At 68.7% G+C, this 12,913-nt stretch carries 10 protein-coding genes and 1 pseudogene; 7 read left to right on the forward strand and 4 right to left on the reverse strand.

Going from position 1 to position 12,913, the window contains the following annotated elements:
- The first annotated feature begins 129 nt into the window (after positions 1–129).
- From AB0K60_RS33695 to AB0K60_RS33715, 5 genes are all read left to right on the forward strand, one after another.
- Positions 130–999 (forward strand): branched-chain amino acid ABC transporter permease, encoded by an 870-nt coding sequence (locus AB0K60_RS33695; protein ID WP_364064550.1) that lies wholly within the window; start codon positions 130–132, stop codon positions 997–999.
- A complete protein-coding gene (locus tag AB0K60_RS33700; RefSeq protein WP_364064553.1) occupies positions 996–3,296 on the forward strand; it encodes an ATP-binding cassette domain-containing protein in 2,301 nt (766 codons plus the stop codon). Before AB0K60_RS33695 ends, AB0K60_RS33700 begins: the two co-directional genes overlap by 4 nt.
- Positions 3,289–3,993, forward strand: coding sequence for an ABC transporter ATP-binding protein (locus tag AB0K60_RS33705; RefSeq protein WP_364064555.1), 705 nt, complete (start codon positions 3,289–3,291; stop codon positions 3,991–3,993). Before AB0K60_RS33700 ends, AB0K60_RS33705 begins: the two co-directional genes overlap by 8 nt.
- Before the next feature lie 243 nt (positions 3,994–4,236).
- Complete coding sequence (locus tag AB0K60_RS33710; RefSeq protein ID WP_364064557.1) at positions 4,237–5,259, forward strand: NAD(P)-dependent alcohol dehydrogenase; 1,023 nt, start codon at positions 4,237–4,239, stop codon at positions 5,257–5,259.
- Positions 5,260–5,336: 77 nt separating this feature from the next.
- Positions 5,337–7,793, forward strand: a complete 2,457-nt coding sequence (locus tag AB0K60_RS33715; RefSeq protein WP_364064560.1) for an FAD-dependent oxidoreductase — start codon at positions 5,337–5,339, stop codon at positions 7,791–7,793.
- 201 nt (positions 7,794–7,994) lie between these two features.
- Here AB0K60_RS33715 and AB0K60_RS33720 read toward each other — a convergent pair whose 3' ends face one another.
- Positions 7,995–8,198 (reverse strand): winged helix-turn-helix transcriptional regulator, encoded by a 204-nt coding sequence (locus AB0K60_RS33720; protein ID WP_364064650.1) that lies wholly within the window; start codon positions 8,196–8,198, stop codon positions 7,995–7,997.
- A 59-nt stretch (positions 8,199–8,257) separates the two neighbouring features.
- On the reverse strand, positions 8,258–8,851 hold the full coding sequence (locus tag AB0K60_RS33725; RefSeq protein WP_364064562.1) for a hypothetical protein: 594 nt from the start codon (positions 8,849–8,851) through the stop codon (positions 8,258–8,260).
- 495 nt (positions 8,852–9,346) lie between these two features.
- Here AB0K60_RS33725 and AB0K60_RS33730 point away from each other — a divergent pair, with 495 nt between their 5' ends.
- Both AB0K60_RS33730 and AB0K60_RS33735 read left to right on the forward strand, forming a co-directional pair.
- On the forward strand, positions 9,347–9,805 hold the full coding sequence (locus AB0K60_RS33730) for a hypothetical protein (RefSeq protein WP_364064564.1): 459 nt from the start codon (positions 9,347–9,349) through the stop codon (positions 9,803–9,805).
- Complete coding sequence (locus tag AB0K60_RS33735; RefSeq protein ID WP_364064567.1) at positions 9,802–10,185, forward strand: hypothetical protein; 384 nt, start codon at positions 9,802–9,804, stop codon at positions 10,183–10,185. The genes AB0K60_RS33730 and AB0K60_RS33735 overlap by 4 nt, the downstream gene beginning before the upstream one ends.
- A gap of 104 nt (positions 10,186–10,289) precedes the next feature.
- Here the strand turns inward: AB0K60_RS33735 and AB0K60_RS33740 are convergent.
- Together AB0K60_RS33740 and AB0K60_RS33745 are read right to left on the reverse strand one after the other, a co-directional pair.
- A pseudogene (locus AB0K60_RS33740) lies at positions 10,290–10,850 on the reverse strand (glutamate dehydrogenase); the annotation flags it as partial.
- Positions 10,851–11,250: 400 nt separating this feature from the next.
- The gene (locus AB0K60_RS33745; protein ID WP_364064569.1) at positions 11,251–12,891 is read right to left on the reverse strand and encodes a serine/threonine-protein kinase; all 1,641 of its coding nucleotides are present in this window, start codon (positions 12,889–12,891) and stop codon (positions 11,251–11,253) included.
- Positions 12,892–12,913: the final 22 nt, after the last annotated feature.

The raw sequence follows: 12,913 nt of genomic DNA on the forward strand, positions 1-12,913 counted from the left end.
GCTCGGACCGGCGGCGAGCCCACCCGACCCGCCGACCGGATCCCCCCGGCCCGGTACGGCGCCCGCCTCCCCCACCAGGCGACGCCGTACCGGGCCGACTCCCGGCGCTGGTCCCGAACCGGAGTACGGATGATCACATTTCAGGCGGCGCTCACCGGCGCGCTCACCGGCGGACTGTACGCCCTGATGGCGGCGGCGCTGTCGGCCACCTGGGGCGTGCTGCGCGTCATCAACCTCGCCCATTTCGGCCTGATCCTGGCCGGTGCCTACCTCACCTACCAGGTGACCACCTCGTGGGGATTCGACCCGGTCGTCACGCTGGTGGTCACGGTCCCGGTGCTCTTCCTCGCCGGGGCGGCCCTGCAGGGGGCGTACGACAGGCTCGGCGTGGCCGGGTTCGGCTCGCTGCTGATGAGCTTCGGCCTGCTGATCATCGTCATTCAGGTGGCGAACAACATCTGGACCGCCGACTACCGGCGCATCGACCCGGCCGTCAACCCGTACGCGACGGGGAGGCTGAGCATCGGGCCGCTGGTGTTCCCGGCGAGCACGCTGCTCGCGTTCGGCTTCGCGATCGTGCTCATCGGCGGCGGATATCTGGCGCTGCAGCGCACCTTCCTCGGGCGGGCCATGCGGGCCTTCGCCGAGGATCGCATGGTGGCGGCGGCGTTCGGCATCGACCATCGGCGGCTGGGGCTGCTGCTGGGCGGCCTCGGCGGGGCGAGCGCGGCGGTGGCCGGCATGATCTTCGCGTTGTCGAACAGCATCACGCCGACGACGCCGTACGAGTGGTTCGGCACGGTGTTCGCGGTGGTAATCCTCGGCGGGATCGGCAACCTGCTCGGCACGCTCGTCGCCGGGATCGGCATCGGGGTGCTGTCCGGCGTGGTCTCGGTGGTGTGGTCGCCGTCCACCGAGCCGTTCGTGCTGTTCCTGGCGATCATTCTGGCGTTGCTGCTGCGACCGCAGGGCCTGTTCACCCGGCAGGGGGCACGATGACCCCATCGACGACGCCGACCTCGTCGGCCACCTCACCCGGCGCCTCGTCCGGTGCCTCGTCCAACGCCTCGGCGCGGATCCCGTCCGCGGGCTCCCGGGCGGGCGGGTCGCGGGCCGACCGGGGGGTGTCCCCGCTGATGCGCGGTCTGGGCGGACTGGTCCTGGTCTGGATCGTGCTGGCGCTGGTCGGGAACTTCAACGAGGCCATCGGGCTGCCCCGGTACTTCCTGGTGCTGAGCGCGTCCGTGCTGTTCTGGGTCACGCAGGCGACGAGCTGGAACATCCTCTCCGGCTATGCCGGATATTTCAGCTTTGGTCAGGGCGCGTATTTGGCGCTCGGCGCGTACACCACTGCCGTTCTCAACGGCAGGCACGGGTGGAACTTCTTCGTCACGGTGCCGCTCGGCGCGCTCGCCGGGGGCCTGCTGGCGTTCGCGGTCGGCGCGGTCGCGTTCCGGCTGCGCTCGCTGCGCGGGGAGATCTTCGCGCTGCTCACGCTCGCCGTGCCGTTCATCCTCGCCGCGTTCGCCCGAATCAATCACGACATCGACGGCGGCCAGGGCACCACGGTCCCGGTGCCGGAGTTCCCCGCCTGGCTCGGCGAGACCTTCCAGCACCTGCTCTACCAGCTCAACCTCGTGGTGGCCGCGCTCGCCGTCGGCATCGCGCTCGCCATCCACCGCTCCCGCCTCGGCCGCGGCCTGGCGGCCATCCACGACGCGGAGGAGGCCGCCGAGGTGCTCGGCGTACCGACCTTCCGCTACAAGATGATCGCCATCGTGATCGGCGGGGCGCTCGGCGGCATGAGCGGCAGCCTGTTCACGCTGCAGATCGGTTTCGTGACCGTGGAGAGCGTGTTCAACCTGATGTTCCCGCTGTTCGTCATCGTGATGAGCGTGCTCGGCGGGCGCGCCCACTGGCTCGGGCCGGTCATCGGCGCGGTCCTCGTGGTGCTCGGGCAGGATCTGCTCACCGGCGAGCACCTGTCCGCGTGGAGCTCGATCATCTTCGGCGGGCTGCTCGCGATCCTGGTGGTCGTCGCCGGGGACGGCCTCTACGCCCGCCTGCGCGCCCACCCGCTCCCGGCCCTGATCGCGTTCGTCGTGGTCACCGGGGGCTGCTTCGCCCTCGGCACGCTCACCTCGGTCGCGTCGCTGCTGTTCGGCCTGATCGCCGGGGCCGCGGCGGCCGTCGTCGCGGGCGTCCGTACGGCCCGGCCCTCGGGTCGCGGAGCCGTACCCGGGGAGACGCGGGCCGAACCGGAGACGCCTCACGCACCGGAGACCGAGGCGGGCGACTCAGGCCCGGCCTCCGACGACGCCGACGCAGGTGCGGGTGCCTCGGAGACGGTCGCCGGAGATGCCGCACCTGTCCCGGCTTCGGGCAGCGCCTCGGAGGCTGCCGACGTAGCCGCGCCCGTTTCCGGTTCGGGATCGGCCCCCGGCACCGTCGAGGAGACGGCTGACGCCTCGGAATCGCCGGGCGAGACGGTCGCTCCGGCCATCGACGACCCGCCCGCGCCACCTGCGAAGCCCGCCCCCACCGGCGGCCCGGACCGGACCGGGAACGGCACGCCGCTGGTCGAGATCGAAGGCGTCAGCAAGAACTTCGGCGGCGTGCGCGCCCTCTCCAACGTGTCCTTCTCGGTCGGCGAGGGAGAGATCGTCGGCCTGGTGGGGCCGAACGGCTCCGGCAAGACGACGCTGGTCAACCTGTTGTCCGGTGCCCTGCAGCCGAGCGAGGGCACGATCCGGATCGCCGGCCGGCCGATCGGGGGCCTGGCCGCGCACCGGATCGCGCACGCGGGGGTGGCCCGCACGTACCAGATCCCCAAGCCGTTCGCCTCGATGAACGTGCGGGACAACGTCGCGATGGCGGTGATGTTCGGCCGCGACCACGCCTCCCTCGCCGAGGCCCGCCGCGTGGCCGAACGCCACCTCGCCACCGTGCACCTGGAGCACCTGGCGGACGCGTACCCGGCCGACCTCAACCTGCATCAGCGGCAGTTGCTGGAGATGGCGCGGGCGATCGCCGCCGACCCGATCGTGCTGCTGCTGGACGAGGCCCTCGCCGGCCTCAACCCGGCGGAGATCGACGACGCGGTCGAGGTGATCAAGCGCATTCACGGCGCCGGGATCTCGATCATCATCGTCGAGCACCTGCTGCGGGTGCTGCGCGGCCTGGCCACCCGGCTCGTCGTCATCGACCGGGGCGTGCAGATCGCGGACGGCGAACCGGCGGCGGTCCTGGACGATCCGGCCGTGGTGGAGGCGTACGTGGGGAGGCAGAGTGCTTGAGGTCCGCGACCTGTCCGCGCACTACGGCGACGCGCAGGCGCTGTGGCAGGTCGATCTCGACGTGGCCGCGGCCGAGACGGTGTGCCTGGTCGGCCCGAACGGCGCGGGCAAGACCACGCTCGTGCACACGATCGCCGGGCTGCACCGGGCGACCACCGGCAGCGTCCGCGTCGACGGGGTCGAGGTCTCCGGGGTGCCCGGCCATCGGGTGTGCGATCACGGCGTGGCGGTCGTCCCGGAGGGCCGCCGCGTGTTCGGCCACATGACCGTGCGGGACAACCTGCTGCTCGGGGCCTATCGGCGGGGGGCCAGGGGGGAGCATCGCCGTACCGAGAAGGAGGTCTACGAACTGTTCCCCCGGCTCGCCGAGCGCGCCCACCAGCACGCGGGCACGCTCTCCGGCGGCGAGCAGCAGATGCTCGCCATCGGCAGGGCGCTCATGGCCCGCCCCCGCCTGCTGCTGCTCGACGAGCCGTCGCTGGGCCTGGCCCCGGTCGTCGTCGACGAGGTGTTCGACGCCATCGCCGAGATCGCCGCCACCGGCGTCGGCGTCCTCGTCGTCGAGCAGGACGTGCACCGCGCCCTCGCCGCCGCCGACCGGGGCTATCTGATCGTCGAGGGCCGCATGGCCGCCGGCGGCACCGCGTCCGAACTCGCCGCCTCCCCTGTCGTACGGCAGCGCGTGCTCGGTATGTAAGCCCGTCGCACAACGCACAGGCCCCCTCGTGCCCGTCCGGGCGTGAGGGGGCCTACGTGCGCTCGCCGTCCCGGTGGCAGCGGCTTACCGAGGCCAACGCGGGCATGTCGCCGCCCCCGCCCAGAGCCACATCCGGCCGCGCAGCGAGGTCAAGAATCCTTGACATCATGTCTACGTCTTTCTACATTCGATGTTAAGAGCTTTTGACATCGGTCGCGGTCCGGGCACCGTACCAGGAAGGAAATGATCAACGTGAAAGCCATCGTCTATGACCGGTACGGATCCCCCGACGTCCTGCGCAACGAGGAAGTCGAAACGCCCGCACCCGGCGACCGGGATGTGCTGGTGCACGTCCACGCCACGTCGGTCACCCCGACCGACGCCATCTTCCGCTCCGGGCGGGTGGTCTCCGCGCGGATGTTCACCGGCCCGCTGCGGCCGAGGCGAAGGACGCTGGGCGGCGAGATCTCCGGGCAGGTCGTGGCCGTCGGCAAGGGCGTGACCAAGTTCAAGGTCGGCGATCGGGTCTTCGCCGACACCGGGTCCGCATTAGGGGCCCACGCCGAATACGTACGCATATCCGAGGACGGGGCGCTGGCGATCGCACCGGCCGGCCTTGACCATCGGGAGACGGTCGCCGTGCTGGACGGCATGCTGACCGCCCTGCCCTTCCTCCGGGACGGCGCACGACTGCGCGAAGGGCAGGAGATCCTGATCAACGGCGCGTCCGGCACCGTGGGCGCGGCGGCCGTGCAACTCGCCAAACACCACGTCGGGGCGCGCGTCACCGGCGTGTGCAGCACCGCCAAACGGGAGATGGTGGAGTCACTCGGCGCGGACGAGGTCATCGACTACGCCAAGGCCGACTTCACCCGCGGCGGCCGGACCTATGACGTGATCTTCGACGCGGCAGGCAAGAGTTCCTTCTCCCGCTGCCGGCGGGCGCTGCGGCCCGGCGGGATCTATCTGACGACCACCCCCTCCCTCACGATCTTCCTGCGGTCGCTGTGGACGCGCGGGTTCGGCGGCAAACGCGCGGCCATCATGTTCACCGGCCTGCGGCCGGACGGCGACAAGGCCACCGACCTGCGCCTCCTCGCCGAACTCGCCGAGGCGAAGACGATCCGGCCGGTCATCGACGGCGTCTATCCGCTCGCGGAGGCCGCCGAGGCCCACCGGCGCGTCGACTCCGGGCGCAAGCAGGGCTGCGTCCTGCTGACCACCGAGCAGAACGGCGTGCCTGACCCGACGGCCGAAGGCCACTGACGTTCAAGGTCATCGGCCCGGTAGTGTCCTGTGCTGCCGCAATGTCCCAGGGAGCCGGACGTGCCGAGGAGTCGCCGATGAGCAAGGAATTGCCCGCCCGTGCCCGCGTCGTGATCATCGGCGGGGGGATCGTCGGCACCAGCGTCGCCTACCATCTGACCCACCTTGGTTGGACCGACGTGGTCGTGCTTGAGCAGGGGCGGCTGTCCGGCGGCACCACCTGGCACGCGGCCGGGCTGGTCGGTCAGCTCCGCTCCACCGAGAACGGCACGCGGCTGGTGCAGTACTCCGCCGAGCTGTACAGCAGGCTGGAGGAGGAGACCGGGCTGGCCACCGGGTTCAAACGCTGCGGCGGGGTGACCGTGGCGCGTACGCAGGACCGGATGACGCAGTTGCGGCGCACGGCGGCGACCGCGGAGGCGTACGACCTGGAATGTGAGCTGATCAGCCCCGGGCGGGCGAAGGAGCTGTATCCGATCCTGGAGACGGCGGACCTGGTGGGAGCGATCTGGCTGCCGGGGGACGGCACCGCCAACCCGACCGACGTGACCGCGTCGCTCGCGAAGGGGGCACGCGATCGCGGGGCCCTGGTGCTGGAGAAGACCCGGGTCGTCGGGATCAGTCAGCGCCGCGGCGTGGTGACCGGGGTGCGCACCGACCGTGGGGACATCAAGGCCGAAATCGTGGTCAACTGCGCCGGGCAGTGGGCCAAGGCCGTGGGCGCGCTCGCCGGGGTGAACGTGCCGCTGCACTCGGCCGAGCACTTCTACGTCGTCACCGAGCGGATCGAGGGCGTGCACCGCATGATGCCGATCCTGCGCGACCCGGACGGCTACACCTATTACAAGGAGGAGGTCGGCGGCCTGGTGGTGGGCGGCTTCGAGCCGGTCGCCAAGCCGTGGGTGGCGCCGGACCGCCTGCCGCACCCCTTCGAGTTCCAGCTCCTTGAGGAGGACTGGGACCACTTCTCGATCCTGATGGAGAACGCGCTGCAGCGCATCCCCGCCCTGCACCACACCGGGATCAAGAAGTTCTACAACGGGCCGGAGAGCTTCACGCCCGACAACCAGTTCATCCTCGGCGAGGCGCCGGAGCTGAAGAACTTCTTCGTCGGGGCCGGGTTCAACTCGGTCGGCATCGCCTCGGCGGGCGGGGCCGGGCGCGCGCTGGCGGAGTGGATCGTGAACGGCGGGCCGACCAGCGACCTGTCCGCGGTGGACATCCGGCGGTTCGCGGCGTTCAACGGCAACAACCAGTGGCTGCACGACCGGGTCGGGGAGATCCTCGGCCTGCACTACGAGGTGCCGTGGCCGGGACGCGAGCTGGAGACCGCCCGGCCGTTCCGCCGCTCCCCCGTCTACCACCTGCTCAAGGAGGCCGGGGCGGTGTTCGGCTCGAAGATGGGCTGGGAGCGGGCGAACGTGTTCGCCCCGCCCGGCGTCGAGCCGCGCCTGGAGTACACGTGGGGCAAGCCGAACTGGCTGCCGTGGTCGGCCGCCGAGCAGCAGGCCACCCGCGAACGCGTCGCGCTGTTCGACCAGACCTCGTTCGGCAAGCTGCTGATCAAGGGGCGGGACGCGGAGGCGCTGCTGCAATGGCTGTGCACCGCCGACGTCGCCGTCGCCCCCGGCCGCGTGATCTACACCGGCATGCTCAACGAGCGCGGCGGCTACGAGGCGGACGTCACCGTGACCCGGCTCGCCCACGATGAATACCTGCTGGTCACCGGCTCGGCCTCGGTCGTACGCGACCTCGACTGGATCCGCCGACACATCAGGCGCGAGCAACACGTCGAGGTCGTCGACATCACCTCGGCGTACGCGGTCTACGGCGTCATGGGCCCGAGCTCGCGCGACCTGCTCGCCCGCCTCTCCCGCACCGACCTCTCCACCGCGGCGTTCCCCTTCGCCACCAGCCGCGAAATCGACCTCGGCCACTCGACCGTACGCGCCACCCGCATCACGTACGTCGGCGAGCTGGGCTGGGAGCTGTACGTCCCCACCGAGTTCGCCGTCGGGGTCTACGAACTGCTCACCGAGGCCGGCCAGGAGTACGGCCTCGCGAACGCCGGCTACTACACGATCAACTCCCTGCGCCTGGACAAGGCCTACCGCGCCTGGGGCACCGAACTGACCCCCGACCACAACCCCGTCGAGGCGGGCCTCCTATTCGCCTGCAAACTCCGCACCGACATCCCCTTCCTCGGCCGCGACGCCGTCGAACGCGCCAAATCAAACGGCCCCCGCCGCAAACTGGTCTCTTTCGTCCTCGACGACCCCACCCCCATGATGTGGGGCGGCGAACTGGTCCTACGCGACGGCCTCGCCGTCGGCCAAGTCACCTCCGCCGCCTGGTCACACACCCTGAACGCCTGCGTCCCCCTCGCCTACGTCCGCCACCCCGACGGCGAACCCGTCACCGCCGACGATCTCACCTCCGGCCACTACGAAATCAACATCGGCGGCGACCGGTACCGTGCACGCCTGCACCTCACCCCACCGTACGACCCTGCGGGCAGCCGAATCCGGACTTGACCTGGATGCCGTGAGGACAACCGATGTCGAGAGCGATAGTACGATCTGTCCGACTTGCGTTTGCGTTCGCAAAGTCCAGCCCACCGTTCGCTGCCGATCGCAACAAGCGGACCCAGAGCGTGCGGTGGACAGCGGTGACGAAAGCCGTCAGCCCTGCCGATCGTGTTGCCCGATCGTAGGCGTGCCGACTGGCTACGAATCTCAGCCGCGTTCGCGAGAGCCCATTTCGTAGACGTGCCCCCGAACGGCTCCCGAAAAAGATCGACCGAGCGGGGTGAGGGAGTACTCGACCCCTACCGGCGACGTGGGCAGAACGGTGCGCACGATCATTCCGTTATGCTCCGGTCGGCGCAAGGCTGACTGAGAACACGATGTCGCCGCCCGGCGCTTGGCGTTAGACGACATCGGCTTCGCTTCACTGGTGGCGTCCGCGACGGGGTCCTCTGCCACGAGCAGTTCGTACGCTACCGAGAGGGATATGCCTCGCCAGACGACCTCTTCCTCCACACTTGCTCATCATCCGACCACCCATGAACACAGGCCGTCGCGATGGCAAGAGCGGTGATGGCGCCCTTGACCACAGCGCTTGTGTCCAACTGCCATCCCTCATGAGAGCGCGTCCAGAGGATCGCAATGACATCGTCTTCGGACGGATCTCTGGAACTCCACCACTGCTCGGCCAAGTCAAGGACGGCCCGAGGCTGGCGGAGCGACACATGGCAGCACATTCGGTTGTAAACATTGACGCCAAGGGGCGCATACCGGTCGCGGGCCGCCGCGTTCAGGTGTGTGAGCGCTCGGGCGGGGTCTAATGGAATCAGGCAGAATCCCAGATTGTTCCGTGCACGCGCATCGGCCGGCCACTGGTGGACCGCGAACTCGAAGAGCACGGACGCTTCGGCCGTCCGCCCGGCGACCAGCAGGTCACGAGCACGGTTGGTCATCTCCGCGACGATGAATTCGGTACGCACTTCCGGGACCGCCGGATCCCAGTTGAGCGCCGTACGGCGGGCAATCTCATCGGTGAGATCGGAGTAGGGGACTTCTCGCTCATCCATGACCCAGGAATCTCGTCGCCGACGGTGGCCTCGTGCGGGATACGAAGCAGCGAACGCCAGCCTTCGATGTCCACGCCTGATTTCGCAACCTCCTCCGCAATGTCAGATTTGGGCAGTATGTGACCGATCAGCAGTACACCCATGAGCGGAGCGACAATTTCGCTAAGCATTCCATAACGGACAATCGACTCGGCATCGAGGCCGCGTCGCATCAGTTCTTCGGTAGCCTTCTCGAAGGAGTCTCTGGCCTCACAGTATCTGGCGGTGAACCGACTAAGGAGGGCGTCCTGTATCTCCTTGATCAGGCTGGTAAGCCGCCAACCCTCCCTCGACCCAGACCGATCTTCACTGAGACGGATCCTGTTCGCGTCGAACGGCTGCGACTCGTCGTACAACCCCGTCCCCCCAACGCAGAGGTTTCGCCGAACGGTTACACCGGCTTGTCAGAATCTCGGGTACGATCGTAGCTAAGATCCTGGCAGCAGGAGGCCCGCCATGTCAGACATCATCTTTCAGGCTTCCGATCTTGCGAACAAACGTACGGAGATTCTGGAGCGAGCCCGCCAGGGCCTGGCTCAGATTCGCGATAAGGACAGCACCAGCCTGGTCATGCTTCCCGAGCGTCGACTGCGCATGCTCGAGGAGATCGCTAAATGGTCCCTCGCTCATATGCGGCTGGACGACCTGCTCCGACGCGACGCCGCGCCCAGCATCAGCGATCTTGGCGACCTAGCCTGGTTGCGCGTATTCGAGGCAGACGATCTCCGCGAGTTCGTCGACGAACTTCACGCGGTGCTCATCGCCGCGCACTCAGACCAAGATCCATCAGCTCTCGACGAGTTCATTCGGTCCTGGCGTATCACGGCGCGGCAACTCGAGGATCCTCTCAGACGGTCGGTGCTTCTCGGCCGCCATGATCCAAATGATTTTGTAGAGGCACCGATGCCACAATGAGCAGCTCCTATGACCCCATGCGACCGGCCCGACGGCCTGGGGGAAAACCCGACGTCACCCCGCTGTATCGGGTGCTGGTGCATCGTCGCTACCTGCAGCACTACTCGCAATTGGTTGAGCGGGTGGGGCTGCAGCAGGCTCAGCAGTTCTGGGATCACATCTCACAGGAGCCGGGGAAACCTGCCGCCCTCGCCTCGATCACAATCTTGAAGGGCTCTGCCGGGCGCCCCCAAGGCCCTGGATGGTCGCGGACCCATCACTATGAGCTCACGAGCAAGGCTCGAGTGGACTATCAGTATCACGATGAGTACACCACACAGCCGGACGGCGATCCGCATCCTGTGGTCGTGATACTCACCATCAGCTTCGGCAGTCACTAGCGATATCCGTCTGCACCGGACGCGGGGCGGAATGGCGCCGGCCACCAAACGACCGTCTGGGATGTACTCCACATCCCAGACGGTTTCTGCCGTGGTGACGTCGGTCAGACGAGGCCGAGGGCGAGCATGGCGTCGGCTACGCGCTTGAAGCCGTCGATGTTGGCGCCGGCGACGTAGTTGCCGGGCATGCCGTACTCGTCGGCGGTTTCCAGGCAGCGGGCGTGGATGTCGCGCATGATGTCGCGGAGGCGCTGCTCGGAGAACTCGAAGGACCAGGAGTCGCGGCTGGCGTTTTGCTGCATTTCGAGGGCGCTGGTGGCGACGCCGCCGGCGTTGGCGGCCTTACCGGGGCCGAAGGCGACGCCGGCTTCGAGGAAGAGGCGGATGCCTTCGGGGGTGGTGGGCATGTTGGCGCCCTCGCCTACGGCGATGCAGCCGGAGCGGACGAGTTTTTCGGCGTCGCGGCCGGTGATCTCGTTTTGGGTGGCGGAGGGCATGGCGACCTCGCAGGGGAGCTCCCAGACGCTGTGGCCGGCGATGAAGACGGAGTCGCCGCCGCGGCGCTTGGCGTAGGTCTCGATGCGGGCGCGTTCGACCTGTTTGATCTGCTTGAGCAGGTCGACGTCGATGCCCTTCTCATCCAGGACGTAGCCGGAGGAGTCGGAGTAGCGCGCTCGGGCCGTACAGCCAGGACCGGTTAACCTGCCTGCACCTTTATGTGGCACTTACTGCTGTTATGATCCCACCCCTGCCTACTGGTCCCTTATGCCCCTGAAGTGGGGTAATTCACAATCTGAGAGGGCGGTCAGTGAGGGAATGGGATGTCACGTCTTGCGGGCGGGAGGATCATGAAGACTCAGAGCACGTGGTCGGCGGGCGGTGCCTCGCGGGCTTCTCCACGGCGGGCCTCGTTCTCCACGGCCATGGGGGCGACCTGCGGATCGCCCAGCACGTACGCGGCGAGCGCGCCCAGGCCGAGGCGGCGGCGGCCAGGCGAGAAGGAGGGCGACGCGACGGTGGTGTGACGCGCGGGGGACGAGGAGCGACGATCAGCCGGCGTCGCGCTCAGGGTAGCCGGGCGATGCTGAAATCGTCGAAGAAGGCACGTGTTTGGCCCTCGCTTGTGCCCTCCACGTAGAGCCCGAAGCGGGGCGGGCCCACCGCCTTGGCCACCTCGGTGTCCGACACTTCGGCGATGAGGTTGTCGCCGATCCACATCGCCAGGTGGATTTCGCCGTCGCCGCGCGCACATTCGACCCGCAGCGGCACGTTCGTCTTGTTAAGGCCGGGCAGCGGCACGTCGCGGGTCAGGTCCGCCCACTTGTCCTCTGCTTTGACTATCTTGGCGTAAGCATCGCGGAGTTCCAGGATGTAGAAGAAGTCGCTGTCCTGCTGATCGTCCTTGGAGTACTCGCAGTAGACCCCGGTCCATTGCGACGCCGCGGAGACGTCGATTTTCACCGACACCACGGCCCGGTCCGGAAGGACCGCGTTCACCGGCGCCTGGGCCCACCTGCCCTGGTCGGTGTAGTTCGCCCCCATTGTGTAGCGGCCGTCCCCCGCATAGCCTCTGTCGGCGGTCGTGCCGCTACCGTCCTGCGGCCAGCCGGTGTTCGTGGCGCCGAAGTCGTCCCGGTACACAACGTCGCCCTGATCCGGCGGGCCGGACGGCAACGTCCCCAGCCCCAGCACGATCCCGGCGACCAACGCGATCACGAGCAGGCAGGCCCCCGCGCCCTTCGCCATGTCCATCAGCCGCTGCCGCGGCATCCGACGCTTCGGCGTGTCCGCAGGCGCCGCCTTCGTTTCGGCGGGCAGGAAACGCGTGGTGATCGAGCTCAGGTCCAGCCGTACGGTGCCGGCGACCTCGGCGGTGTCGGCATGCGGTCGGCGTACGAGCGTGTCCAGCAGTTCCTGCGCGGTGGGACGCGCGGCCGGATCCTTGCGCAGGGCCGCCTCGACGATCGGCCGCAGGCCGGGATCGACGCTGCTCAGGTCGGGCTCCTCGTGGACGACCCGGTAGAACGCCTGCGGCACGCTCTTGGAGGCGAACGGCGAGGAGCCCGTGGTCGCCGCGACCATCAGGCACCCCCAGGCGAAGACGTCGGCGGGCGGCCCTCCCTTCTTGCCGTCGAAGAGCTCCGGCGCCATGTAGTCGGGCGTGCCGAGGATGTGGCCGGTGGCGGTCTGCCCGTCCCCGGCGTCGAGCGCGCGGGCGATGCCGAAGTCGATGACGCGCGGGCCGAGCGGCGACAGCAGCACGTTGCCGGGCTTGAGGTCGCGGTGCACCACGCCCGCGTCATGGATGGCGGTGAGGGCGGTCGCCACGCCCACCGCGAGCGCCTCGACGTTGGAGCCGGTGAGCGGGCCGTTCTCACGTAGCACCCGGCCCAGGTCAGGCCCGGCCACATACTCGGTGACGACCCACAGCGGATCGCCGTCCAGCTGCGCGTCGAGCACCGGCGCGGTGCAGAACCGCCGCACCCGCCGGGCCGCCTCCACCTCGCGCCGGAACCGCACCCGGAACTCGGGGTCGTTGACGAGATGGGGGTTGATCACCTTGAGTGCGACGGGCCCCGACGGTCCTTCGGCGAGGTAGACCGTACCCATGCCGCCTTTGCCCAGCCTGCTGGCGATTCGATAGGGACCGAGTTCGGTCGGATCGGTCGAATCCAGAGCCAATGCAGGCGGCAAATCGTACGGCATCACAGTCGCTGATCCTAACGAT

It is taken from the genome of Thermopolyspora sp. NPDC052614 (assembly GCF_040678635.1).
Taxonomy (GTDB): domain Bacteria; phylum Actinomycetota; class Actinomycetes; order Streptosporangiales; family Streptosporangiaceae; genus Thermopolyspora.